Source organism: Paenibacillus sp. FSL L8-0470 (assembly GCF_038008625.1).
Taxonomy (GTDB): domain Bacteria; phylum Bacillota; class Bacilli; order Paenibacillales; family Paenibacillaceae; genus Paenibacillus_AQ.
Map to the genome: position 1 here is coordinate 4245929 of NZ_JBBOZM010000001.1, position 26048 is coordinate 4271976.

Consider the following 26048-nt stretch of genomic DNA (forward strand, 5'->3'; position numbering starts at 1 on the left):
AGCTGAATATGCTGCACAGATAGCAAAAACATTAAATTTAAGGTACGATTTAGAGAAAAGAAAGTATACACCAGGAGGTTGCCATCCATATGAAAGACGTCATTATTATCGGGGCAGGTCCGTGCGGGCTTTCGGCCGCAATGGAATGCCAGCGCCAAGGGCTGTCCAGCCTGATTATTGAAAAAAACTTTATTGTCCACTCCATTTATCTGTATCCGACCAGCATGCAGTTCTTCAGTACAACCTCTTTATTGGAGATTGGTAATGTACCTTTTACCTCACCCAATGACAAGCCTTACCGCCATGAAGCACTCGTCTATTACCGCCGCGCCGCCGAGCAGCATGGGCTCGATATTGCCGCTTACGAAGAAGCGCTCACAGTCGAACGTCTGGAGGACGGAAGCTTCGCAGTACATACGATCACTAAACGGGGGGAACAGCTAACCCATGCAGCCTCAAACGTGGTGATCTCCACCGGTTACTTCGACCAGCCCAATATGATCGGCATCCCCGGGGAGGAGCTCCCTAAGGTCACGCACTATTTCGGTGAAGCCCATCCCTATACGGGGATGAAGGTTACTGTCATCGGCGGCAGCAATTCAGCTGTGGATGCGGCACTTGAGTTAATGCGGGTGGGCGCTTCCGTAGATATGGTTTACCGGGGAGCCAGCATTTCGCAGAACATCAAACCGTGGGTACGGCCAATCTTTGAAAGCATGGTGGCTAAAGAAAAGATAACGCTCCATCTGGAGTCACGGGTAACCGAAATCACCCCCGGTTCAGTCATTGTTACTAAATCAAACGGTGAGACACTTGAACTCGACAATGATTTTGTACTCGCCTTAACCGGCTTCCGCCCCAGCAGGACACTTTTGTCTTCCGCAGGGGCAATCATGGACGACGAACAGGATAAACCTGCCTATAACCCGTCCACGATGGAAACTAACATTTCGGGACTTTATGTAGCCGGAGTTATCGCCTCCGGACGTAATGCAAATGAGGTATTCATCGAAACCGGACGGGGTCACGGGAAGCTGATTGCGGATCACATCATTTCAAAACGGCTTATTTAGGATAAGGAGTGTTTCGTTACGATGGATATCACCTCGCTCCTCCTGCTGGGCCTCGCAGCCCTCGGCATTATCAGCAGCAATTCGCCGGTAACGATCGCAATGGTTGTGCTGCTGCTGCTGAGGGTGCTTAGACTGCAGCAGGCTTTTCCGTGGCTCGAAAAGTATGGCCTGACTGTCGGGATCATCATCCTTACCATTGGCGTGATGACCCCGCTGGCGAGCGGTAAAATATCGCTGCAAATGATCTGGCATTCCTTTTACCACTGGAAATCGCTGCTTGCCATTGGGATCGGTATCCTTGTTGCCTATTTGGGCGGGCGTGGAGCAGTGCTTATGGGCAGCCAGCCTACGATCGTTGCCGGCCTGCTGATCGGCACGGTTATCGGTGTCGCTTTCTTCAAGGGCGTACCCGTAGGTCCGCTGATCGCGGCAGGTATCCTCTCCCTGCTGATTGGACGTGGATAATAGTTTAAAGATGGAGACAGGCAGGCCACTCTACTCACTGTGAGCGGAGTGGCCTGCCTGTTTGGCATGTCCAGATGGGGATGAAGCTTATAAACCTGTTCCCTCAACCCGGTATTTCTCCTCGAGTTCTGAGCGGTAATGGGGGTCATAGCGAATGAGCTTGGGAAGTGAGCAATCGGGCATTCCGCTGTCGCTGCCGTCCGGATGAGTGCCCGTTGGCTCAGTTAGGGCCTGTTCCTTGACTCTTCTGACAACCTCCTCGTCTATTTCTACCGTTTCCTCATCCACAACTTCTGCATCAACAATGCTAAGCGGGACGAGCACTGTATTACAGATCTCCATGCCACTGTGTTCTATGAATGACACATGAATGCTCAAGCTGACTGAGCCGCAATCTATAGCCTGCATTGTATAGATCCCCAATAAAAGGTCATTTGGCATTTCAGGCTGCTCGATAATGACTCTGCCACTGGTATCTTGTGGATAACCCTTCGCTTCCCCGTCCCAATGGATCCCTGCTGGAAGCTGCAGTGCAAGTACCGCTTGCTTCACCCCGCCAAGTGGCTCCAAATGGACCCAGAGGTGATTCATTCCCTCTTCATTCTCCAGCACAGATTTTGCAAGACGCACCTCGATCGTAATTTCTGCTCCAGTCATTGGGTATTGCCTCCCTTCAGCAGCCGGTTCACCGTTTCAACCAACTCGGACTTTAACTCTGCAGATATGCGCGGACTAACCGTAAGCATCACATCTTCATTAATGACTAGGGTCTCATTGCGGAAAATATGCTCCGTTTGGTAGAAACGCAGACGATCGCCAATCTTAGCCACTTCCTCCGCAGGCAATTCCGCAAGCTTCTCTTGAATATCTGCCAGACTCTCCCCGCTTTTGGACAAGGTGAGGATCGCCCGCAAATATTCCAGATGCCGGCCGGTATAGACCCGTTTGTTGCCGAATAATTCCAACGGTGGCAGAAGCCCAATTTGCGTATAGTACCGTATCGTTCTTAGATTCATATCCGGCTCTTCCCGCTGAAGAAGATCGGCAAGCTGTTTGCCGGTATAGGTATTCATCCAACCATCCTCCACTTCGCAAAAATGATTTAAACTTCCGACATTAGTTACACTTCACTGTTATAGTTACAGTATACTGTAACTTAAATTCAAATGCAAAGAAAAAGCGGCTCCCGAAGGAACCGCATGGCAGTACACTCTATTCATGCATCCAGCCGCTGCACATTGAACAGCCGGGCGTAACTTCCGTCAAGCGCCATAAGCCCTTCGTGGGTACCCCGCTCGGTGATCTCTCCATTCTCCAGCACAACAATCTGGTCTGCATGGGTAATCGTGGACAGTCTGTGGGCGACAATCAGCGTTGTGCGCTCGGATGAAAGCGACTGGAGCGCCTGCTGGATCAGATGCTCCGATTCCAGGTCCAGTGCCGAGGTAGCCTCGTCAAGAATAAGCACCTTCGGGTCCTTGAGAAATACCCGCGCAATCGCCACGCGCTGTTTCTGGCCTCCTGACAGCTTCACCCCCCGCTCTCCTACCTCAGTTTCATAGCCATCAGGAAGCTGCATGATGAAATCATGCGCGTTCGCCGCCTGCGCTGCAGAGACAATTTCCGCCTCACCAGCCGCCGGATTGCCGAAGAGAATATTCTCACGTACCGAACCGCTGAACAGGAAATTATCCTGCAGTACCATGCCGACAGTCCGCCGCAGACTCTCCTGTGTCAGCCCCCGGATATCATGTCCATCCATTCGCAGATTGCCTTCACTGATATCATAGAACCGCGGGATCAGACTGATTAGGGAGGACTTTCCCCCGCCGCTCATCCCTACAAAGGCCACCGTCTGTCCGGGGTTTATCCGCAGATTAATATCCTTCAGCACATATTCGTTCTCATCGCCATATTTGAACCATACCTGATCGAACTCTATATCTCCTGTCGGATTGTTCAGCGGCTTTGCTCCAGGCTGATCGACGATATCGTAAGGTTCGTCCAATAGCTCCATGACCCGCTCCAGCGATGCAGAGGCTTGAGTCAACACGGTGGAAGAATTGATCAGCCGCCGCAGCGGGGCATACATCCGGTCCAGGTAACCGAAGAAGGCAACAAAGGTACCCAGCGTCAGATTGCCGTGTATCACCTGATATCCCCCATAACCGATCACAAGCAGCGGGGCGATGTCCGTTAAGGTATTGATAATAGCAAAAGTAACGGCGTTCCAGCGCGTTTGGGCCATCGCCTTTTCCAGAAACTTGCCGTTGATAGCCTCAAATTGCTTCTGGTCCACCCGCTCCATCGTGAAGCTGCGGATAATCGCTATGCCCTGAATCCGCTCATGCAAATAGCCTTGAATCGCTGCCAGCGCCTGGGAACGGTCCTTGGTCAGCAGCTTGAGCCGCTTATAAAGTGTGTTCACGGCAATGCCGTACAGCGGCAGGATGGCTATGGATACAAGCGCCAGCACCGGATTGAGGTAGAACATGAAACCTAGTGCAAACACGAGCGTGAACATATCCAGCCACACGTTCATCATCCCGACTTCCACGAGATTCTTTGACTGCTCCACATCATTGATGAATCTGGATATAGCCTCGCCAACCTTAGTATTCTGATAGTAACGCAGTGACAGGCGCTGCAAGTGGCTGTACAGCTTGTTGCGCATGTCGAACAGCACTTTGCTTGTGATCAGCTGGGCAAAATACTGACGGAAATACTCAACAGGACCTCTAACAATGACGAATAGGAATAATGCGCCTCCGAGGACATACATCAGCTTCGAGACACGTTCCGCGACAGTCAGTGCGGAGTTGCTCAGAAGATCATCCACCACATATTTCAGAATCAGCGGCAGTGTCAACGGAATGCTAAATTTGATCATACCGATAATAAGCGTCAGCACAATCCATTTCATATAAGGCCGGACAAAAACAAAATAAGATTTCCATTGTTTCACAGATGGTTACGCCCTTTCTCTTCACCTTGTTGACTGGGTACTGTTGACATTTGCGCTCCACAGTGTTTTTATAATTTTAAGTCCATCAGTACGATTGCAGTACCTGAACTTCAGGAGGATAACGATGTCTAGACAATTTGTGACAGAAGCGGTCATGATGGCAATTTATGGCCAGCTTCTCATCCCGCAAAGCCCTGTAGAATATATAGTGCCCTATACAACCATCATGGAATTGTATGAACTGCGGGACAGTGACGAGCCGTTAATGAACCGGGCGGATGATGATCAGCACGTCAAATTGAAGATCCGTGAACTGATCGCCTATTTCGAGGAACCGCTCAATTCCAAGAAGATCAACCGCTGTCTGGCTGTTCCATGGGCCAAGAGCTCCGGCATTCTGCTAGGAGGGCAGGCACAGATCACCATCATCAACAGCATTGATAATGCTACATACGGAGAACTGTTTGATCCGATTGAAACTGAGCTGCTGCTCTCTTCCCAGCGTGAGAAAGTACCGATTCTGACCGACCAGTTCGAGCTCATTCAGCGCATCATCGAAGGCGGAGTCCCCGTCCAGGTGTATGACATTGATGACTTTGATTTCGCTATGGAGGAAGAGACTTTCCGCAGCTCGCACTAATGACGTTTTAGAATTTATAGGCCCAACCTTATAGATTCTTGTATCCGTAAATTCTCTATCTGAAAAAGCCCCTGCCTTTTGGCAAGGGCTTTTTCAGACAGCAACCTGTGCTGTAGCATAGCCAGACTGCACTGGGCAGAATTACTCCTGCACTCCACCGGCCACCGGCAGAAGCTCATACTGGTAGTCGATATCATCCTCAGCCTCCACATAGACAATGGATAGGCTGTATCCCTCCATATACCACAAGTCCTGCTCTTCCATATAAAAAATCAGGCCTCCCTGCTCAGTCTTCACAGCAGGACGTCCCGGCAGTTCGGTGGCGATCCCCAGTGAAAACCCGGGATGCAGGCCTCCTCCTGAACTGTAACGGGGAAATAACCGAATGTGCGCCCCTGTCTGCAGATCTAATTCCCGCTTAAACCAGGTGGCGGCTTCTGGGCTGATTACCATCTTCATGTCTTTTAGCTCCTCCCGTTTTTACTTATCATACTGAAAAAAAGTCCATATTCCAAATTATCGCAACGTATTTTATCATACTGCTAATTCGAAATTTGTTCAAAATTACATTTGACAATTCTTAACTGCGGATGATAAACTCTGAACATAACGAAGCGTCTTCAAGTTATTACCAAAACTAAGGAAAGGGTGAGCGCGGTGTTTAACCTTGTTAAAGTTGATTTTTATACTATTGTCGGCAACTGTACACAACTGAATACCAAAGCAGCCCAAGTAGTGGAAAGCACCTGAAGAATCATGTATGTAACGCGTACATCTTGATTTCAGGTTATGCAAGTCTCTTCCATGTCTCAGTGCTGTCTTAGCACCGTTGACATGATAACTGCTGTATATCACAGGCATATCATCCGTTTTCGGATGATATGCCTTTTTGTATGCTGTTAAGGGCTGAACCACTATTGACACCATTCCAACAGCCGACAATACTTCAATACGAAAGGAAGGGATTTCCCTTGTTCTCCGTTCTCCGAAATCTCGGTTGGTTCTTCCGCCGGGAGAAAAGGCGCTACACTGTAGGCCTGATTTTATTAATTGTAGTTGGTGTGCTTGAACTGCTGCCTCCTCGTCTGCTCGGCAATGCCATTGACGAAATCGTACGCGGCTCGATAACCTCCGGTTCCCTCATGAAGTATATTGGCCTGATCGTCCTCATGCTTCTAATTATTTATTGGATCACCTACATATGGATGCATAAACTGTTCGGGGGTTCCAACCTTGTGGAGCGTCTGCTCCGCTCCCGCTTTATGAATCATCTCATGACGATGACTCCTTCCTTCTTCGAGCGCAACCGTACCGGTGACCTTATGGCCCGGGCAACCAATGATATCCGGGCCGTATCGTCAACCGTAGGCTTCGGGATGCTGACTCTGGTAGATTCAACGGTTTACCTTACTGTTGTGCTGCTGGCCATGGGCTTTCTGGTCAGCTGGAAGCTGACACTCGCGGCAGTGCTGCCGCTTCCGCTGATCGCCATCGCCATGATTTACTATGGTAAGGCCATTCATGACCGGTACAGTCTGGCACAGGATGCCTTCGGAGATATGAACGACCAGGTACTGGAATCCGTATCCGGTATTCGTGTGATCCGGGCCTACGTACAGGAACGTATGGACGAGAAACGATTCTCCGACATTACGGAGGATGTATACCTCAAAAATATGGCGGTAGCCCGTGTTGATGCCTTTTTCGAACCAACGATCCGCTTTTGTGTGGGACTAAGCTATATTATCGCGCTTACCTACGGTATTTATCTTGTATTCCGCAATCAAATTACACTCGGAGATTTAGTCTCCTTCAATATGTATCTGGGGATGATCGTGTGGCCGATGTTTGCGATCGGTGAGCTGATCAATATTATGCAGCGCGGCGGAGCATCCCTTGAACGGATCGATGAGACGCTGAATTCCCGTCCCGATGTTGAGGATATTGCTCATCCGGTTCCGGTTGAACACCCGACGCGTATTGAGCTGAAGGATGTAACGTTCCGTTACCCCACTTCGACCATCGACAATTTGAGCGGCGTCAGCTTCTCCCTCTCCCAGGGACAGACGCTCGGGGTAGTCGGACGCACAGGCAGCGGCAAATCGACATTGCTGAAACAGCTGCTTCACGAATATCCGTCCGGTAAAGGCGACATCCTGATCTCCGGTGTGCCGATTGGGCAAATTGCCCTCGACCGCCTGCACGGCTGGATGGGTTATGTGCCGCAGGAGCAAATTCTGTTCTCCAAATCGGTTCGCGAGAACATCCAGTTCGGCTACAATAACGCCAGCGACGAACGGATTATGGAAGCCATCACGGCAGCAGCTTTCCAGAATGACCTCGGTACCTTGTCTGACGGCCTGGATACCTTAGTGGGTGAACGCGGTGTCTCTCTTTCCGGAGGCCAGAAACAACGTGTCTCGATCTCCAGAGCCTTTATCTCAAATCCCGATATTCTGATCCTGGATGATGCGCTTTCTGCCGTTGACGCACGTACAGAAGCCAAAATAATCGAGAACATCCGCTCGGAGCGGGCCGGCAAAACCACGCTGATCTCCACTCACCGTCTCTCTGCTATTGAGCATGCCGATCTGATCGTTGTGCTGGATAACGGACATATAACAGAGCGGGGCACCCATGAGGAGCTGCTGAACATGAACGGCTGGTATCGTGAGCAGTTTGACCGCCAGCAGGTGGAGAACAATTTAACGAATGAATAAATGATGAGCATAGGCTTTTTGAAGCTCCCTAAAAACGTTTAGGAGGTGTCCCTGTTGACACAAAGTACGGGCAAACGCCTGCTGCAGTACGCATTAACTGCCAAAAAAACATTTATCGCAGCACTACTGCTGCTTACTATCGGAGTGGGAGCCGAGCTGGCAGGGCCTTTTATCGCCAAGAGCATGATCGACAATCATCTGCTGGCCATAGAGAAGCCCTACTTCCAGACAGACTCTTCCAAGGATGCCGCTGAATATAATAATTCCTTCTACAAACGCGGGGACCGGTTTGCCGAAGGCGAAGCCAAGGGCCAGGAAATCCGCCTGCTACAGGTTGGAAAAAGCTTCTACTTTATCAATGAAGCCGTAGCGCAGCCTGAAGGCGAGCGGACCTTCCGTGACGGAGAGATGCATATCCAATACGGAGACACTCTGAGTGTCTATCCTGCCGAGAAGCTCTCGGCAAATGAATTATTCGCTTTTTACAAGCCTGAATTCCCCGGCATTTATAAACTGGTAGGACTGTACGCGATATTCCTGGTCATCTCGATCATAGCGGAATTCGGTAAAACCTACTGGCTGCAATCGTCGGCCAATCAGGTCATCCGCAAGCTGCGGACCGATGTATACGCCCATATCCAGCGGCTGCCGGTTTATTTCTTCGACAATCTGCCTGCGGGTAAGGTCGTCTCCCGGGTTACGAACGATACAGAAGCGGTCAAGGATCTGTTCATTGCCGTATTATCCAACTTCAGCACAGGGATTATCAATATTATCGGCGTTTATGTCGCCCTGTTCCTGCTGGATATTCACCTCGGACTGGTCAGTCTGTTCATTGTCCCGATTGTGATTCTCTGGATCGTGCTGTACCGCAAAGTTGCCACCAAATACAATACCATCATCCGCTCGCGGCTTAGTGAGATCAACGCCATTATCAATGAATCGATTCAAGGGATGTCAATCATCCGCATTTTCCGCCGCCAGAAGCAGAGCAGTGAAGAATTCGAGCGCCTGAACGATGATTATCTGAAATATCAGAATAAAATGCTTAACCTGAATGCCTTCACTTCGCACAACCTGGTGAACTCGCTGCGCAGCCTCTCCTTTGTACTGGTATTATGGTACTTTGGATTCGGCAGCCTGGATGGCTCTACCTTTGTGTCGCTGGGTGTGCTGTACGCCTTCGTCGACGTGCTCGGACGGATGTTCCAGCCGATTACCGGGATGGTCAACCAACTGGCCAATCTGGATTCCTCGATGGTCTCTGCCGGCCGCGTATTTACACTTATGGATGAACCCGGCGAACCGGTGACCGATGGTTCCATGCCGCGTTACAAGGGAGATGTGGTGTTTAAAGACGTTTCCTTTGCTTACAAAAAAGACTTCGTCCTGCGCGACATTTCCTTTGAGGCCCGCTCTGGTGAAACTGTCGCTCTGGTGGGGCATACCGGCTCCGGTAAAAGCTCGATCATCAATCTCCTGTTCCGCTTCTATGATCCGCAGCGCGGAAGCATTACCATTGATGGTCAAGAAGTTAAAGATCTGCCGAAGCAGTGGCTGCGAAGCCATATGGGTATTGTGCTTCAGGATCCTTACTTGTTCACAGGGACCATCGCTTCCAATGTCAGTCTCGGAGACGAGCGGATCACACGGGAGCGGGTGGAACGGGCACTGCGGGAAGTCGGTGCGGATAAGCTGCTGGCTCATCTGCCCAAGGGCTTCGACGAGCCGGTGGTGGAGAAAGGCAGCACGCTTTCAGCCGGCCAGCGTCAGCTGATTTCATTTGCCCGGGCGTTGTCCTTTGATCCGGCCATTCTTATCCTGGATGAAGCGACCTCCAACATCGATACGGAGACAGAGAGCATCATACAGGAAGCGCTGGAGGTGCTGAAGAAAGGCCGCACCACCTTCATCATCGCTCACCGCTTATCCACGATCCGCAGTGCGGATCAGATTCTTGTCCTGCATCACGGTGAAATCGTTGAGCGCGGCAGCCATGATGAGCTCATGGCGCTGGGTGGACGCTACTTCCGCATGTACCAGCTTCAACTCGGTGCCGGTGCCGAAGCAGTAGCCAACTCGGCTTCCGCATCTTCTTCCGCCTCTGCCGCAGTCCTGCAGCCTTCGTTCAAGCAGGGCTAGTGATTCAACAGCTTCTCCCCAAAAAGAGACAGTTCCTCATGTATTGAGGAGCCTGTCTCTTTTTAATTTACTTAATAGTAATACTTCCTGTAAGTTTGTAATCGGATCTGCTGCGAGATATCCTAAAAATGAATTCATGACCAAGGCATACGCACCGTAAAACACACCTAAAGAGGTAAACGTTTTTTGATTTTTAAAATAAGACATGCCCACAAAACAGAAAAATAGAGCAACGGCCCCCCATACTCCGATAAAATATGTAGAACCAACTCCAATGCTTATGAATATCATTAGCCAAATTATTATTTCTTTGACACTAAAGTAATAGCGGGAAACGGATTGATAAATAAAAAAGAAGCTTATTATTTGAATTATCATTATTAAATGGATCATTTTAAACACCACCAGTCTTCACACGAAAAATCCCCTTTACCACCAATTGTCATATTAACTTAATGACACTTTCCAGTCTATCACTAAACTTCCCTTAGTCCTGCTAAATTGTATTTGTATACAGAACATTTGTTCTATATAATGGAAACTAATTCATAGGATTGGAGTGATTGATAATGATTACTTACAATATAAGCAAGAAGCAGGCTAGACTTTTTTTGCTGCAGCATCAGGGGCTAATCTCCGGTGGTCTTCCTGGCGGCAAGACGGGGATTTATGAATTCGTGCGCCATGTAGGCTGTATTCAGTATGATCCGCTCAATATTGCCGGGCATAATCATGAGCTTGTGCTTCAGGCACGGATTCCCGGCTTTATTCCCTCTCAAGCCAATGAGCTTCTGTACCAGGACAGGCTGCTGATCGACGGCTGGGACAAGAACATGTCGATCTATTGCACAGAGGACTGGCCCTGCTTTCAGCGGCTGAGGGAAGCAGCCTCCGGGCGTCACCAGGGAAATGAACCTTTGGAAGCAACGGTGCTGCAAGTCCGTGATGCGCTAAGTCAGCGCGGCCCCCTCTCTTCTCTGGACCTGGAAGGCAAAGAGAAGATTAACTGGGCCTGGGCCCCTGCCAGATTGTCTCGGGCAGCTCTGGAAACCATGTACTTCCGGGGTGAAGTGTCCATTCATCACCGTGTGCACACACGCCGCTACTACGATTTCACGTCACGCCTGCTGCCGGAGCAGGTCGTTGCAGCAGCCGATCCCAATCCCACGACTGAACAATACCATGACTGGTACGTGCTGCGGCGCATTGGCAGCATCGGACTCCAGTGGAATAAGTCGGGGGACGGATGGCTTGGCATCTCCGGTCTGAAGAGCAAAGAGCGGACCGCGGCAGTGCAGCGTCTGCTGCAGAAGGACAGCCTGCGTGAGGTGCAGGTGGAGGGTATTAAGCTGCCGCTTTACATGCGGACAATGGATGCGCCCGAGCTTGAAGCTGTGCTGCAGCTGGGGGAAGAGGCTGAAGATTCAAGAAGTTTTTCTCCGGGAAGTTTCGCCGCTGCTCTGGCTCCCTTGGACAATCTGTTGTGGGATAGAGAACTGATCCGGCAGCTGTTCGGATTTCATTACCGCTGGGAGGTATACAAACCTGTGTTGGAACGGGAATATGGTTACTACGTGCTTCCGCTCCTCTATGGTGACCGTTTTATCGGCCGGTTTGAGCCGGTCATGAACAGAAAAAGCGGCATCCTTACCATTACCCGCTGGTGGTGGGAGCCTGAGGAGGTGCTTACTGCAGAGAGGGTACCCGCACTGCGGCAAGCTTTGTCCTCCCTAGCGCGCTGCACTGGAGCATCCGCTATTCAATTTGCCCCGGAGGTAATCAAGGCATGTGGACTTGAAGCGCTGGAGACAGCAAATCTGTAGCACAGCTCCTCATTAAACACAAAAGAACTCTCCTATGAACAGCATTTCTGCTATCTGGGAGAGTCTTTTTGCCCTTCTATGTATACACGTTAGCGAAGCGGTTTCTGCACGATATAATCTACGAAGCCCTGAGTGATCAGTTGACCGTCATATATTCGCTCCAGCACCCTGTCTTCCTTATACAGCAACTTCATCCCGCTGAACAATTCATCCGGTTCTGTAGCGGTATAGTAAGAGTGGATCACCGGCAGATCATCGTCAAACTGCTCGTACTGGTTCTGTCCAAGATCGCCGCCTTCACCGCAGCGGAAATCATTCACCGTCAAAAAGTTAACAAACATGATCCCACCAGGCTTCAGCACTCTCTTCATCTCTTCTATGGATTGGACGACCTCCAATTTCCTCATATGAAAGATAGAATTATAGGAGTAGACGAAGCTGAATGACTCATCATCAAAGGCAAGCTGCCGCATATCCCCTCGCTGTATATCCAGTTCATAGCCCTTTTCTGCAGCCCAGGTCTGAGCTATATCTATTTGCTCCGGATTACAGTCTATGCCGCTGGCCACATACCCATACTGGGCGAATAAGCCAAGTGGAGGACTGTCTCCACCTGCTCCGCAATCCAGCACAGTCCGCTCAAGATCACTTTCATTACAGAAACTAAGGTATCTGTACAGTGGAATTTGCTTATAAACTTCATTCACATTAAATCCTCCTCCTCAAGACCCAATTTCGTGTACATCTCCGTGCAGTAGCCCTGCAGCTTGATTTCCAATCTTCTGGCCTTGTTCTTGAAACGCTTCAGCTCACGGATCATGTGGGCCCTGCCGGCCGGAGTGAAGGTCTCCTGAATGCGTTCCTTGAAATAGTCATGGACAATATGGTTGCGCTGCTTCCAGACTGCTTGCAGCTGCACCGTCTCCTCTTCCGAGAATGGAAAATGATGCTGGATTTCTTTGATGAGCTGGCCGAGTGAATTGCTGAGTTTGCGCTGATACAGATCTGCGAGATCCGCTTCAGTAGGTGTCTTCCCCTGAGACAGCTTCGTAAGCAGCAGCAAATTGGTCAACTGCTGCTCAAGAGCCTGACAATAATAGACTGCCAGCCCGAAATAAGCAAATAGCTCTTTGGATTGTTCACTCTCCGGTATTTGTGTATCCTTCATCTTTCCTCCCGTTTCTCTCTCTTCATTTTTTCATAAAATGAATTCTAATGGCTTCACGCCAAGTCTGTTTCTCACAAGTTTTTGTTAACATCCATTCGGCTGGTGCGGTACAAATAAAAGCAGATCAGCACGGAAATATAGGCCAGCGCGTGGGCGAAGGAACCCAGCAGTGATGAAGCAGGCAAATCATCCGCGTTCATCAAAGCATCCATAACCGGTGACACCGGCGGCAGCAGGATAGGCATGACAGGACCCGGGACAAGCTCCTGCAGTTTGGTACCGCCTATAGACAGTGTGATGATGATCAGCATTGATCCCGCAGCATAGCTGTTTTTGGAAACCCAGGAGGACTGCAAATAGAGCGAGATTGCAATTCCCAGGAACCCCAGCAGCGCATGTCCGGCTAAAGCAAGAAATAAACGGTACCCTCCCACGGGATCGCTAAAATTCCCCGTAACTATAGGATACAGCACAATCACGAGGCTGAGCAGCAGAGTAAGCACCCCCATTGTCAGCATTTCCCCAATGCTGTGCTTAACCGCACTTCGCAGATGAACCACAGCTACCTGCCGCTGCACCGCCTGCTGATGATTCAGAAAGCTCAGTCCCAGCCAGGCACAACCGACGAATAACATCACTGCCGACGCCGCATAGCTGTTCATCACCGGGTTAGGCTTATAGGAGTAGAGAATCAGCACAGCGATCAGAGTTCCGGCAACGGGAGCGAAATACCGCTGAGAAAAGGTATAACTGCGGAGAAAATACGCGATCAGCGATCTCATAAAGGTTGTTCCTCCTGGACAGTCTTCGGGTCCATCCATTGCATAAGCCCCGATAAGCCGCGGCGCCGTTCTACAGAAATCACCGATCCGCCCGCATCAAGCACATACCTGAGACATTGATCTGTCCATTCCCTTTCCACAGTTAAACCGGAACATTCCATCCCGTACTCATCCCGAACCGCTTCTATACAGATCACCCCGGGCATCTCCGCCAAAGCCGATTTTTGTTGAGGAGCATTAGCTGTGCACATTATGTATGTGGAAGGCTTATCCTGCAGATCCGCTGTTTCTGATACCTTCATGACCGTTTGGCCTGCTTGAAGCACATGTACGCCATCGGCAAGGGTTTCCACACAAAGCGGCTCATGAACGGAGAATACCATCGCTGTACCGCCTTGCTTCAACTCTTGAAGAAGTTCAATCAGCGTATGCTGTGCCGGAAGATCCAGGCCGGACATAGGCTCGTCAAGCAGCAGCAATTCTGGCTTCGGAAGCAGACTTTGAATCAGATTCACCTTTTGCAGCATACCTTTCGAATAGCTGGTCATGGGATACGTCCGGAACTGCTCCAGATGAAAAGCCTCCAGTAGCGCTGTTATGCGCTCTTTCAGTCCCGCCTCCGGCATCCCGCCGATCCGGCCCATACTGCGTAAGTACTGTTCAGCAGAAAATTTAAGACCCGGGAAAGCCTCGGGTGCATAACCAATCGAAATCGTCCCCTTGCTGCGCTCAATTACCCCGGATGTAAGCTGGGTAAGTCCAGCTAAAATGGAGAGCAGCGTACTTTTGCCGGAACCGTTACGTCCGATCAAAGCCAGAGCCGTTCCACTTTCCACCGCGAGTGAGACTTCACGTAAAACTGGGCGTCCTCCATAAACCTTGGTAGCCCGGGTAAGTTCAATCAAAGGGCCGCTGCAGTCCGTCAATCGGTGTTCACTAATACTTCGAAACGCCATTCGGCTGTCTTCCCCCTTAGCCAGAAGCCAAGCTTGCTTAACGCATCTAATGGACAACTGGTTCTTCCACTCTATAATTCGCCGGAACTGCACTGAATTCCTTTGAGAAAGAACAGATTGAGGATCCATTCCATACAAAAAAACCAGAACCGTCAGTATAATTACTGGTTGGTCTGGTCTTGTATAGTCTGCTGCAAAACAGAAATTTTAATTTATGCGTACACCTCAACGACATCGCTGATTAGACGGCAAGCTAATGCGGCATTGCGGCAGGAATCGATGCATTCCTGGCAATGAGTATGCTCATGTCTGCTGCTCTCGTCGGCACAACGTTCGCAAATTTCAGCACATAAGCGAAGGATTTCCGCTACAAATGGACTTTGGCGGGTCATTGCCTGAACGGCGAAAGAGCAAATGTCCGCGCATTCCCGGTCAAGCCGGATGCTCTCCCGAAGTGATGCTAGATCATATTCTTTCAGGCTTGAGACATAGCTGTAGTTACAGGCGTTCATACATTTTATACAAGCGTCAATGCACTCCTGATATTGAATTCGGGTCATAGCCTAATACCTCCTGCAATTATTATAGGGTATGCCTATCTATTAACCTGCAAGAAAAGGAACGAACCAATTCCCCTGTCAAAGGAAGCTTAATTAAAGGCTCCTCTTCACTGTACCCGGCCGGATCAAAGTACGCTTCTCCAGCTGAAGCAGCCTGCTGCGCAGCTCGCTTGAAGAGAAGTGCTCACCGATAAATACTGCAACATCAGGGACATCGCCCTGAGGAGTTATTTTCATGAAATCAGCTTCCCTGTAGGCATATTGGAACAGAAAGCGGCTCGCAGTGTCATTAAAAGTTACGATCCCCTTAGCCCGGTATACATCCCGTGGAAGCTCCTTAACGAACTGCTCGAACTCCTCACTGTTCACCGCACGTTTAAAATAATGGGTATATGCCATTACATGGTCATGGGTATGATGGGATTCTCCCCCAGTCTCCGTACTTAAACCGCCGTCTGCCGGACCGGCTGCTTCATCCTCTGCATCCGCCTCTGGACGGGCCTCCGCATGAACTCCGCCGACGCTGCCAAGCAGCACTTCCGGCTCCAATTCACAGCGCACCGCAGGCATGATCTGTGCGTAGGCATTCCATTTGCGCAGCACGGCGGATATCTCTTCCGCTTCCTCTATGGTTACGCGGTCGGTTTTGTTCAGTATCAGCACGGACGCGCAGCGGATCTGCTCCTGCATCAGCCTGTAGGTAGCGCCCTGCTGGGACCGGTACAGCTCCAGCAAATGTGCGGTATCCACAACGGTAATCAGCCCTTTAAGCTCTACCAGCTGATACAGCGAGGTTTCGGTTACGGCATCTACGATTTCCAGCGGGTTCGCCGCACCTGTCGCTTCAATGATAACAACATCGGGTGATTCTTTCTTCACCAGCGTAGTCAGTTCCGTACTGAGATCACCGCGGCTTGTGCAGCAGATGCAGCCACCCAGCATTTCTGCCATCGGTACGGATTGTTCAACCAGCAGCCCGTCGAGGTTCACCTCGCCAAGCTCGTTCATGATAACTGCCGGGCTAAGTCCCTGTGTCTTCCAGTGAGCCAGCAGCCTTTGCAGCAGAGTCGTCTTGCCGCTCCCCAGAAATCCTGACAATATGTAAACTGGCAATGCCTGTTCCAAGTTTCATCTCTCCCTACAAAATTCCGTTATGGTAGCGAGTGTACTACAAGTGCCCATATGCACGCAAGGAGGCCGGAGTCGAGCGGGGGATTTCGACTCCTGTCAAGGCCGCAGCTTGTCTTTGACTAATCCTTCCCCTAATATGGGTTAAAGAAGGATTAGGCTGAGCGCATGCCGTCCCGTTGGACAGCTGTCAGCCATAATGAATGATGAAGGAGCTGGTCTGCATGTCATCTGTAGAGGAACACCGGCGTGAAGCGCCCCAAACGGTGGCCTGCCATATTATAACGGTCTCGGACACGCGTACCCTGGAGACCGACACCGGAGGCGCCCTGATAGAATCTATGCTTAAAGAGGCTGGATTTGTAGTCACAGGCCGCGACATCGTCAAGGACGATTACGAAGATATCCGCGAGCTGGTCTACAAAAGCTCCGTGCACTCCGGCATCGAAGCCGTACTGCTGACCGGGGGAACAGGGATTTCACCGCGGGATACCACCTACGAAGCCGTCGCTTCCCTGCTTGACAAGTCGCTGCCGGGCTTCGGGGAGATTTTCCGGCTGCTGAGCTTCACGGAAGATATCGGCTCCGCTGCGATCCTCAGCCGGGCTATAGCCGGGACGATCGGCAATACGGCTATCTTCTCCATGCCCGGTTCCACCGGTGCAATTAAGCTGGCCATGGAACGGCTGATTATTCCTGAGCTGCGCCATGTCATGCGTGAAATATATAAACAGCCGTAACTGGAATATAGGACAGAGTAATGGAATGCCCATTTTTACTGGAGGATGAACAAATGAGCAATCCCATAAAGAGATAACAGATCTTGCAGATCACAATAATGCTGCCCTTAAAGGCGAAAGAACAAATGCGTGTACTTTATTCACGCGGTGTTCTTTCGCCTTTTTCAGCTGTGGAAAAATCCGTTGACAACCGGGGCTGTGAAATTTATACTATTGAACACTTTACGCGAAAGTGGTTTTTGATTAACCAAATGGTTAATCGGAAAGGAACGAGATGAGCTCACTCTTAACCTTGCAACGCAAGATCAAAACCGTCATTAGTCCGTATCATGAACTGCTGTGCAGTCTGCATGTGCTGCATCAGCCTCAGCATCATCCGAAACGGCTGCATTGGGCCAGGGAACTTACAGCGCAAATGCCGCACTTGTTGTGCGAGGAGATTCAGACTATCGGGAAGATATCGGACGGATGGCTGTCCCTGATGACACCAGAACGTCCCGGCTCCTCCTTGACATGCTCAGAAGGCATCGCACTGCTCAAGAGTCTGCCCGATGCAGAATTTATGCACCTTTTGCTGAACAGCAAGGTCTCGCTTGGAACGATTCTTGAATGGCAGCAGGGCAAGTTAGCAAACCCTCACGGAGAACAGCCGGATGAAGCCGGGCTGTTTCTGCTGAAGAATCTGAAAGACGTCCGCCACCTGCTGCTTGTTGTGCTGGAGACCTACGAGAGGGAGTATTTCCGCAAGGAATGGGATTACATCGCTCCGTGGATTAGCACAGCCGCCACACAGTTTCAGGCAGATGTAATCCGCTCGGCTGAGAAGGCACTGAATTCGCTGCACCCGCGCCTGCTCGCCGGGAACGGAACCTTTACCGCCCAGAAGGCAGTCACCTACTATTTTCCCTATGAGCGTCTGCAGCAGGTGTATGTATTGCCTTCAACCTTCATCCACCCGCATCTGCTAATGGACTGGAGCGAGGATACACTGACCCTTCCGCTGGCCGTGGATATCCCTGGCCTGCCTTACAGCGAAGCACCTCCGGAGGATCTGCTGCGCCAGTTGAAGGCGCTCGGTGATGGAAGCCGCCTGCGAATTCTAAAGCTGCTGTGGCAGGCTCCGCATTGCACGAAACAGCTGGCCCCGCTTCTCGGCATCTCAGAAGCGGCTGTATCGAAGCAGTTGAAGCAATTGGTTGAGGCCGGACTGGCGGGTTCCGAGAGGAAAGGCAATTACTTGTTCTACTTCTGCAACAAGGAAGCCTTTGACAGTCTGATCAACCTGCAAAGGCAATTTTTCGAACAATAACGTTGATTACTGAAAAAGGAGTTGTTTCTTTGTGTGGCAAACCGCAATCGCAACCGCAGTCAGGAACCAGAGATCCAATCTGAGAGCTTACCCCTGGACCTTTACCTTCGGTCATATTATTGAAGGAGGCTATCTTGTCCTCATTTCTTATTTCTCGTATTACTATTTGATCCGGGGCGAACTGGATACGCAGTTCTCTGTTTTTGCAGGCAGCAGCAACTATCTGGCCTATGTAATCATTGGAGGAGCACTAAGCATTTTCTCCACCAGCATGATCATGAATGTCTCCCGTGCGCTGATGACAGAATGGCGGGAAGGAACTCTGGAAGCGCTGCTGCTCTCCCCTTCCAGGCGGAACGGATATTTTCTGGGCAACGCCGCCCAGCAGCTGTACCGCAGCGGTTTTGAACTGATCACGATCCTGTTGTTCGGATATCTGGCAGGCCTTCGGCTCCCCACCCCCCATCTGTTGTCGGTATTGACCAGCGGACTGCTTTTCTTGCTGTCCTGCTATGCGATGGCTCTGGTGCTGGGAAGCATCATGCTGTACACAAGAGATACATACATCGTACAAAACACTTTTTTTGCGGTAACTACGCTGCTCTGCGGATTTCAGTTCCCGCGGCAATATTTGCCCGGTTATCTGCAGCAGGCAGCCGAGATTTTTCCGCTGACCTCTGCACTTGAGCTTCTGCGCAGCAGTCTGCTTACCGGGGAGGAAGTTGGACTGCGTGATGTTCCCCTGGTCCTGCTGCTGTCGTTCCTTTACATCGCAGTAGGCTTATGGTGCAACCGGCGCGTTGAGCGTGGAATGTTTGAACGATTTTAGCCAGTGAAGGAGTGAATAGCAAATGATTCAAATGAATGAGGTTACCAAAACGTACGAAACGAGGAACAGAACCGGCTTATTCCGCTCCGAGCTAAAAAGAGTGACTGCCGTTAAAAACCTGTCGCTGAACATTGATAAAGGGGAAATTGTCGGATTGCTGGGCCTGAATGGTGCTGGCAAAACGACAACCATCCGTATGTTATCCACCCTGCTTGATCCCACCTCAGGGAATATTCAGATTGACGGCGTCTCTTTGGCCGGAAACCGGCGTGATGTGCAGCAGAAGGTCAACATGATAGCCGGTGGAGAACGCATGCTCTACTGGAGACTCACAGGAAGAGAAAACCTGCAATATTTCGGCAAATTATACGGTCTCAGTGCTTCCAAAATTCGTGTGGAAAGTGATCGACTGCTTACTGAAGTCGGCCTGACTGAAGCCGCAGACCAGCCTGTGGAGCAATATTCCAAAGGAATGAAGCAGCGCCTGCAGATTGCCCGCGGTCTAATCAATGACCCGCAATATTTATTTCTCGATGAGCCGACACTCGGGCTGGATGCGCCTATTGCCAGGCAGCTGCGCAGCACTGTGCGGCAGCTCGCCAAAGAGCAAGGCAAAGGCATCCTCCTGACCAGCCATTATTTGCAGGAGGTTGAAGAGCTCTGCGACCGGGTGTATGTACTGAATCGCGGCGAGCTGCTGCTGTGCGACAAGCCGGAAGCGATTGTCCGGCAGGTTGCCGGATCGCAGACCGCCCATCTCGATGTCACCGGTTGGGATGAAGCCTTGCGCCCGCAACTGCTGGAGCATCTGGGCCAGCTGGGCCATCCGGCAGAGCTGGCGGGCAGCTGCCGAAGCGATGAATCCTCATTCGGGAGCGATGCCTTCTACCGCATCTCCGTGCAGACCCCTTCCGCCGACAGGCTGATTACGGAGCTGCTGCCCTGGACCGCAGCCAACGGTCTGGTGATCACCGGTTTTTCCTGCGACAAGCCCAATCTGGAGGATGCGATCATTTTGCTCTCAGAAGGACGGGTGTCATGAGGCCCGGCGGTTTATGGCTGACGGTTGCAGCCGAGCTGCGCAAGCAGCACCAGAACCGAACGAAGGGCCGGACTGTGTTTTTCTCCCTGCTGTTTTGGCCGGCGCTCGCCTTTTTGACTTCCTATTATTCGATGAAGCCTTATCGCAGCGGAGAGGGCTCCACGCTCTCGCAGGTTATCCCTGACGGCAGAATCCCCCTTTTTTTGCTGAGCGGTTATCTAGTCTTTCAGCTGTTCTGGACAGCTGTAGAATCGGCATGGCTGTTCGAATTGGAGCGCAAAGGCGGAACGGTGGAGACCGTCTTCCTGACCCCGTCCTCGAAGATGGGTTTTCTGTATGGGCGTTCTCTGTATTCTCTGCTTCACGGCATCTGGATGTTCGCCTCCTTTTCACTGCTCACCTTCATCTTTGTAGCGGATATGTCCTCTGTAAACTGGCTAGCGCTGCTGCTGGTCCTCCTGGTAACGCTGGCAGCGGCCATAGTCTGGGGAGCCTTGCTCTGCGCGGTATCCTTGTTCTCCAGGGAATCTTCGTTTCTGTACTATATCTTCCAGGCACCGATGCAGCTGTTCGGGGGCGTACGCATACCTCCGGCGGTCTTCCCGGCTTGGGCTACAGGATTATCTGCACTGTTCCCGGTCACCTACAGCTTGATTCTGGTACGCGGGGCACTATATAACAACATCGGCACAGGCTGGTGGTGGTCTCTCGTCATCCTGATTATCGGCAGCCTCGCGCTGATCGGCTGCACCCGCTACACGCTCCACCGGGCAGAAAGACATGCCAGAATGAAAGGCAACTGGACTTTATTTTGATACTATCACAGCATTACGCATGGATAAGATTTAGCTCACCTTATACACAAGAAATACAGATAGAAACAGGCCAGCCGGGAATCGGGCTGGCCTGTTTCTATCCGTTGCGGGATCTCCCTCAGTTTGCTGGTTCTTTGCATTTTACCACCATTCAATGGGCACCCATATGTCCCCAAAGTCCGTTAAAGAACGCTTTTACCTTTTTAGAATATTTGCCCCTCTCTTTATCCATCGAGGTGTACACAATTGGAATCCCGGCTTTGTTGCCCGTTTCTGATTCTGTCACAGACGTTTCTCCTGGTGCGACCGCTCCATATACGTCCGGAATATTGCCTCTTAGCTCTGCCCGGATGGTGAATAATTGATCTGCATCATGTTGTGAAGGCTGGTAAGAGCCTGTCAGCATAGTTCCTACAGTCCAAACGGCAGCAAGCCAACCAGCAATATAGCGCTTCATATCCGATACCCCCTAAGCCAAGTATTCTTAGATCCTGTTAACTATAGGATGGCTGGGGGTTCAAAATATATACAGCAGGATTAGAGTAGCGGGGGATCCGTATGTACGTCTTTATCGGGATCCGTGGTTATCCAGCGTGTGAAGACAACCTTTAATCCCGCTCTTGTAGGAGCACAGACATGAGGACCCGCCTGTACACCGGACTCATAAGGAAAACGGGCGACCCGCAGGGTCCGCCAGGGATGCGACTGCGTTCTGGCTCTGATGATGACTGCATCCTTCATGCGCGAAGCGCGGAAAGTTACGGTCTCTCCGGCCCATTCTGCCACGGGAGACAACGACCAGTCGGAGTATCCGTCAGTTACAACCGCACCGGCATGAGGCACGCCATCATTCATCTCTATGCCTGCTTTAATCCAGACTGTAGGGCTATGCCACAGCATAATTCCCGCCTGATCATATAGTTCCGTGATGTCCTGCAATGAAAAGCTGATCTCAACAGCTTCTCCCTCCTTCCATGGAGCCAGCAGTGCATGCCCGTTGTCATGCTGAAATTCATACATCGTTTTTTGCCAATAATCGCTGCCCTCTACTGCTTCGACAATCAATTGATCTCCCTGTACGGTACAGCTCTTCGGTTCATTGGTCCATATCCCGTCCTGCCAGTTGTTCGTCTTTACCATTTAGGCACCTCCACATTCCGTTTTCACATCAGCCATTAACTTAGCTAGGCACAAGTTACCATAACAACAATATAACCTAACATTGCGTCGGGATGAAGCTTATAAATGCTGTCCGCTTAAGTTAAACACGGTGTGGAGGCAAAATAATACCTGATTTATGCGGGAACGCTAATGAATTTTCTATCAACAGCTCTGCCTGATCCGAACTATGGAGAAGCATTATTGCCAAGTGTAAGCTTGATTCTGTGCAAATAAACCCGGCAGAAGAATCCGCCGGGCTTTGTGCTTATATTCTTTTAAATAGTGAAAAATAATATATATAATGGCTTACAGGTTGACTTTGATCTTACAAGTCTGGATGCTCATGTTTCGCTTTCAGACGGTTCCAGCGGCGTTGTACTTCGTTCTCAAAGCTGCGTAGCGCAGGCTCGTTCTCAGGCTTCAGCAGATGGCGGGTTTTGCCCATCGTCTTCAGCCATGCGGAGACCTCCACCCGTTTATTCTTGTCTTCCGGATTATACGTAATGTTCGTCGATCCTTGCTCTACTTCATAGAGCGGGAAGAAACAAGACTCGACAGCCAGGGATACGATGTCGGTTCCATCCTTGTCTTCAGACATCCAGTTCAGCGGGCAGGCAATCAGAATCTTGCCATAGACCAGACCTTCATTCTGAGCATACCATTGTGCTTTGGCCGCTTTCTTCAGCAGATCCTGCGGGTAAGCCTCACAGCCGGTGAACACATAAGGAATGTTCGTAGCCGCCATAATTTGCGCGGTGTCTTTATGCTGTGTTACTTTGCCCTGCTGGGTTTTCCCGATGCTGGATGTCGAAGTACGGTGTCCGAGCGGTGTAGAATACGATTGCTGTGCGCCTGTATTCATATAACCTTCGTTATCGTACTCCACGATGATCATCTTGTGGCCGCGCAGCGCTGCACCAATGGCCGGTCCCATACCGATATCCATCCCGCCATCGCCGGTAACCATGACAAAGGTAAAGTCCTCTTGCAGGCCCAGTCCATCCAGCTCACCGCGGCGTTTCCGTTCCCAGAACATTTCCACCACACCGGACAGCGTAGCTGCACCGTTCTGGAAGAGGTTATGGATAAACGTCGATTTGTGGGACGAGTACGGATAACCTGTTGTGGTTACCATTGCGCAGCCCGTATGATAAAGCGCTACGATATCTCCTTCAATCCCTTTGAAGAGCAGCTCCAGGCCCGAGAAAATACCGCAGCCCGGACAAGCGCCATGACCCGGTGACAACCGTCTAGGTTTCTTCATCAGGCTACGGACCGGAGGCACCTTCACACTCAGCTTGCCGGTCACTTCATCCTGCTTCACCGTAATCAGGCCGGTCTTGAGCGACTCGAAATTCATCGGTTTCAGCAAACGTTTCGGAGCTTTTTCAGCTTCACCAGGATTATGTCCATAATAATCGAACGGCACTTCTACACGATCCGCGACCACAGCGTCCATGGCGAGCTGGAAGAAATGATGTCCATCTTCAGCGAAGAAATCCTTACCGCCCAGTCCATAAATGCGGCTGATTACTTTGGTAGTGGTGTTGCCGTAAGTGAACAGGGCCGCCTTGATTTCGTTGACCATATTGCCGCCGTGTCCGCCAACAGAGTCAGCGCGGTCCCCGACAGTGATCGCTTTAACATTCTTCAACGCTTCGGCAATTTGCTTCTGCGGGAAAGGACGAATCATATTTGGCGAGATCGCACCGGCTTTGATGCCTTGCAGGCGAAGCTGATCTACCACATCCTTGATAATTTCGGAAGCGGAGTTCATCAGAAATACCGCTACGTCCGCATCCTCCATCCGGTATTCCTCAATCATAGGGTAATGGCGTCCGGTCAGCTCAGCAAATTCCTGGGCGATTTCCTCGAACACTTCACCGGCATTGTACATCGCTACCGATTGCTGGTAACGGTTGTTGATATAATCCGGTTCATTCATATAAGGACCTACCGTAACCGGATTATTGCGGTCCAACGTATCGGTAAAACCGGTTGGCGGCTGTTCGCCTACGAACTTCTGAACATCCTCGCGGTGGGCGAAAGCCTGCACACGACGTTTCTGGTGGGAGGTGAAATAGCCGTCAGAAGCAACCATAACCGGAAGACGGACCTTGGCATGCTCTGCCAGCTTCAGCGCCATCAGGTTCATGTCGTAGACGGACTGCGGATCACGGCACATCAGGATTGGCCATCCGGTGTTCAGGGCAAAATACAAATCCGAATGGTCGCCATGAATATTCAGCGGACCGGAAATGGAGCGGCAGACCAGGTTCATGACCATAGGCATCCGCGTACCGGCTTGTACAGGCAATTGCTCCAGCATGAACATATAGCCTTGAGCACTGGTCGCGTTGAATACGCGTCCGCCTGCTGTAGAAGCACCATAACAAATCCCTGCCGAGCTGTGCTCGCCATCCGAAGGAACCAGCATAATATCATGCTGTCCGCTAGCTTTCATCGTATCAAGGAACTGGGCAACCTCCGTCGACGGGGAGATCGGGAAATAACCCATGACATGGTAATTAATCTGATGTGCGGCATATGCCGCCATTTCATTTCCTGATTCATACAGGAATTTCTGTTCCACCTTGGCGGAACCTACTTCTTTTTCATAATCAATAGCCACTGTTCATTCCACCTTTCTTCAGAAGATTAAGACTGCGATATAAGATCGAATTGATGATGCACCGTATGACTGTCCGCATAGCCTTCCTTCTCACGCAGAATGGACAGCGCAGAGGTCGGACAGGCGCCTACACATTTCAGGCAGCCCTTGCAATATTGATAGTCAATGCCCAGCAGGAACATTTGCGAGCGGCCCTTGCGGTCGAGCCGTTCTTCCCAGACAAAACACTGATCGGGGCAAACAGTATCGCACTGTGCACAGTGGATGCAGGATTCATTCTCATATGCAGGAATCATTCCGGAACGGGAAATACTCAGATTCTTGAGGAAGCTGCTGCCCGGGTTAATGATGGTACCGCCCATCGGCTGGGTCTCATAGCCCAGCGCTGAAATGTCGGAACGTACATATTCCGGCATGCTGTCGCCCTCAGGCAGCTCAAAGTCCATAAACTTCACTTCATTGAAGCCCCGTTCAAAGGTGGTAATCGCCGATTGTACAGCTTGCGGATATTTTTTGCCAAGAGATTTCTCAATTACGCCCTTCATGGTTTCGGTATCCAGGAAAGGACAAAGCCGGAACAACGCACCCAGCATCGCCATATTGACCCGGTTCTTTTCTTTCAGGGCAATGCTTGTCGCATCGATCACCGCGATCGTGCCTGCCTTCATCTTGAGCAGCTCTTTCAGCTCCTCCGGCGTCTTGGCCGAATTCACAAGAACGGTACTGTGCTCATAAATGCCGCTGGTCACATTGACGGTTTTGGCCAGTGCTTCATGGAAAACCCCAACGACGTGTGGACGCTCAACCGGCGAAGTATCGCGGATATGTGTGTCCAAATCACAGAAACGGATATGGGCCTTTACTGCTGACCCCTTCTTCTCCGAGCCGTAAGACGAAAAACTGACGCCGTTCAGACCCGCGCCCACCACGCCCGCTTCCGCGAGCATCTTACCGGCCAGATTCGCTCCCAGCCCTCCAATGGACTCCAGACGAATCTCAAAGAAACCGAGATCGTTCAATTTTGGTAATTGTACCACCGACATAACCCCTTCCTTAGTGTCAAGTAGAATAACATCCTTTTGACTTTTTCAACGATTG

Annotated in this window: 26 protein-coding genes; 11 read left to right on the forward strand and 15 right to left on the reverse strand. The window is 50.8% G+C overall.

Annotated elements, in window-relative coordinates; genetic code table 11:
* Positions 1 to 89: 89 nt before the first annotated feature.
* Positions 90 to 1073, forward strand: a complete 984-nt coding sequence (locus NST99_RS19195) for a YpdA family putative bacillithiol disulfide reductase (RefSeq protein ID WP_341093831.1) — start codon at positions 90 to 92, stop codon at positions 1071 to 1073.
* 21 nt (positions 1074 to 1094) lie between these two features.
* Positions 1095 to 1538 carry a DUF441 domain-containing protein gene (locus NST99_RS19200; protein ID WP_341093833.1) on the forward strand — a complete coding sequence of 148 codons (444 nt, stop codon included), beginning with the start codon at positions 1095 to 1097 and terminating at the stop codon, positions 1536 to 1538.
* An 87-nt stretch (positions 1539 to 1625) separates the two neighbouring features.
* Here NST99_RS19200 and NST99_RS19205 read toward each other — a convergent pair whose 3' ends face one another.
* The 3 genes from NST99_RS19205 to NST99_RS19215 all read right to left on the reverse strand — a co-directional run bounded on the left by NST99_RS19205 (position 1626) and on the right by NST99_RS19215 (position 4503).
* Complete coding sequence (locus NST99_RS19205) at positions 1626 to 2195, reverse strand: hypothetical protein (RefSeq protein WP_341093834.1); 570 nt, start codon at positions 2193 to 2195, stop codon at positions 1626 to 1628.
* Positions 2192 to 2611, reverse strand: a complete 420-nt coding sequence (locus NST99_RS19210; protein WP_341093836.1) for a MerR family transcriptional regulator — start codon at positions 2609 to 2611, stop codon at positions 2192 to 2194. The genes NST99_RS19205 and NST99_RS19210 overlap by 4 nt, the downstream gene beginning before the upstream one ends.
* Before the next feature lie 143 nt (positions 2612 to 2754).
* Complete coding sequence (locus tag NST99_RS19215) at positions 2755 to 4503, reverse strand: ABC transporter ATP-binding protein (RefSeq protein ID WP_341093839.1); 1749 nt, start codon at positions 4501 to 4503, stop codon at positions 2755 to 2757.
* Between the two features lie 124 nt (positions 4504 to 4627).
* Between NST99_RS19215 and NST99_RS19220 the strand changes: the two genes are divergently transcribed.
* Entirely contained in the window at positions 4628 to 5143 is a 516-nt protein-coding gene (locus tag NST99_RS19220) for an ADP-heptose synthase (RefSeq protein ID WP_076109478.1), read from the forward strand.
* A gap of 141 nt (positions 5144 to 5284) precedes the next feature.
* Here the strand turns inward: NST99_RS19220 and NST99_RS19225 are convergent, their stop codons facing one another.
* On the reverse strand, positions 5285 to 5602 hold the full coding sequence (locus tag NST99_RS19225; protein WP_341093840.1) for a HesB/YadR/YfhF family protein: 318 nt from the start codon (positions 5600 to 5602) through the stop codon (positions 5285 to 5287).
* A gap of 512 nt (positions 5603 to 6114) precedes the next feature.
* On the opposite strand from NST99_RS19225, the gene NST99_RS19230 reads away from it, so the two are divergent.
* Positions 6115 to 7863, forward strand: coding sequence for an ABC transporter ATP-binding protein (locus NST99_RS19230; RefSeq protein ID WP_341097699.1), 1749 nt, complete (start codon positions 6115 to 6117; stop codon positions 7861 to 7863).
* 54 nt (positions 7864 to 7917) lie between these two features.
* Positions 7918 to 10005, forward strand: coding sequence for an ABC transporter ATP-binding protein (locus tag NST99_RS19235; RefSeq protein ID WP_341093842.1), 2088 nt, complete (start codon positions 7918 to 7920; stop codon positions 10003 to 10005).
* 36 nt (positions 10006 to 10041) lie between these two features.
* On the opposite strand, the gene NST99_RS19240 is transcribed toward NST99_RS19235, so the two are convergent.
* Entirely contained in the window at positions 10042 to 10398 is a 357-nt protein-coding gene (locus NST99_RS19240; protein WP_341093844.1) for a hypothetical protein, read from the reverse strand.
* Between the two features lie 176 nt (positions 10399 to 10574).
* Between NST99_RS19240 and NST99_RS19245 the strand changes: the two genes are divergently transcribed.
* Entirely contained in the window at positions 10575 to 11828 is a 1254-nt protein-coding gene (locus NST99_RS19245; protein ID WP_341093846.1) for a winged helix-turn-helix domain-containing protein, read from the forward strand.
* Between the two features lie 89 nt (positions 11829 to 11917).
* Here the strand turns inward: NST99_RS19245 and NST99_RS19250 are convergent, their stop codons facing one another.
* The 6 genes from NST99_RS19250 to NST99_RS19275 form a co-directional block, all read right to left on the reverse strand.
* Entirely contained in the window at positions 11918 to 12535 is a 618-nt protein-coding gene (locus tag NST99_RS19250; protein ID WP_341093848.1) for a class I SAM-dependent methyltransferase, read from the reverse strand.
* Positions 12532 to 12996 carry a hypothetical protein gene (locus NST99_RS19255; RefSeq protein ID WP_038593114.1) on the reverse strand — a complete coding sequence of 155 codons (465 nt, stop codon included), beginning with the start codon at positions 12994 to 12996 and terminating at the stop codon, positions 12532 to 12534. The genes NST99_RS19250 and NST99_RS19255 overlap by 4 nt, the downstream gene beginning before the upstream one ends.
* 71 nt (positions 12997 to 13067) lie before the next feature.
* A complete protein-coding gene (locus NST99_RS19260; protein WP_341093850.1) occupies positions 13068 to 13778 on the reverse strand; it encodes a hypothetical protein in 711 nt (236 codons plus the stop codon).
* Positions 13775 to 14734 carry an ABC transporter ATP-binding protein gene (locus NST99_RS19265; protein ID WP_341093851.1) on the reverse strand — a complete coding sequence of 320 codons (960 nt, stop codon included), beginning with the start codon at positions 14732 to 14734 and terminating at the stop codon, positions 13775 to 13777. Before NST99_RS19265 ends, NST99_RS19260 begins: the two co-directional genes overlap by 4 nt.
* 212 nt (positions 14735 to 14946) lie before the next feature.
* Entirely contained in the window at positions 14947 to 15294 is a 348-nt protein-coding gene (locus tag NST99_RS19270) for a four-helix bundle copper-binding protein (protein ID WP_038593119.1), read from the reverse strand.
* 93 nt (positions 15295 to 15387) lie between these two features.
* Complete coding sequence (locus tag NST99_RS19275) at positions 15388 to 16419, reverse strand: CobW family GTP-binding protein (protein WP_341093853.1); 1032 nt, start codon at positions 16417 to 16419, stop codon at positions 15388 to 15390.
* A 209-nt stretch (positions 16420 to 16628) separates the two neighbouring features.
* Between NST99_RS19275 and NST99_RS19280 the strand changes: the two genes are divergently transcribed.
* The 5 genes from NST99_RS19280 (at position 16629) to NST99_RS19300 (ending at position 21157) form a co-directional block, all read left to right on the forward strand.
* Positions 16629 to 17162 (forward strand): MogA/MoaB family molybdenum cofactor biosynthesis protein, encoded by a 534-nt coding sequence (locus NST99_RS19280; protein ID WP_038600027.1) that lies wholly within the window; start codon positions 16629 to 16631, stop codon positions 17160 to 17162.
* 274 nt (positions 17163 to 17436) lie between these two features.
* On the forward strand, positions 17437 to 18471 hold the full coding sequence (locus NST99_RS19285; protein WP_341093854.1) for an ArsR/SmtB family transcription factor: 1035 nt from the start codon (positions 17437 to 17439) through the stop codon (positions 18469 to 18471).
* 31 nt (positions 18472 to 18502) lie between these two features.
* The gene (locus NST99_RS19290; RefSeq protein WP_341093855.1) at positions 18503 to 19300 is read left to right on the forward strand and encodes an ABC transporter permease; all 798 of its coding nucleotides are present in this window, start codon (positions 18503 to 18505) and stop codon (positions 19298 to 19300) included.
* A gap of 22 nt (positions 19301 to 19322) precedes the next feature.
* Complete coding sequence (locus tag NST99_RS19295; RefSeq protein ID WP_341093857.1) at positions 19323 to 20342, forward strand: ABC transporter ATP-binding protein; 1020 nt, start codon at positions 19323 to 19325, stop codon at positions 20340 to 20342.
* A complete protein-coding gene (locus NST99_RS19300) occupies positions 20339 to 21157 on the forward strand; it encodes an ABC transporter permease (RefSeq protein WP_341093858.1) in 819 nt (272 codons plus the stop codon). The genes NST99_RS19295 and NST99_RS19300 overlap by 4 nt, the downstream gene beginning before the upstream one ends.
* A gap of 151 nt (positions 21158 to 21308) precedes the next feature.
* Here the strand turns inward: NST99_RS19300 and NST99_RS19305 are convergent, their stop codons facing one another.
* The 4 genes from NST99_RS19305 to NST99_RS19320 form a co-directional block, all read right to left on the reverse strand.
* On the reverse strand, positions 21309 to 21614 hold the full coding sequence (locus NST99_RS19305; RefSeq protein ID WP_341093860.1) for a hypothetical protein: 306 nt from the start codon (positions 21612 to 21614) through the stop codon (positions 21309 to 21311).
* Positions 21615 to 21694: 80 nt separating this feature from the next.
* The gene (locus NST99_RS19310) at positions 21695 to 22297 is read right to left on the reverse strand and encodes a DUF1349 domain-containing protein (protein ID WP_341093863.1); all 603 of its coding nucleotides are present in this window, start codon (positions 22295 to 22297) and stop codon (positions 21695 to 21697) included.
* Positions 22298 to 22643: 346 nt separating this feature from the next.
* Entirely contained in the window at positions 22644 to 24950 is a 2307-nt protein-coding gene (locus tag NST99_RS19315) for a thiamine pyrophosphate-dependent enzyme (protein WP_341093865.1), read from the reverse strand.
* A 26-nt stretch (positions 24951 to 24976) separates the two neighbouring features.
* Complete coding sequence (locus NST99_RS19320) at positions 24977 to 25987, reverse strand: 2-oxoacid:acceptor oxidoreductase family protein (RefSeq protein WP_341093867.1); 1011 nt, start codon at positions 25985 to 25987, stop codon at positions 24977 to 24979.
* Positions 25988 to 26048: the final 61 nt, after the last annotated feature.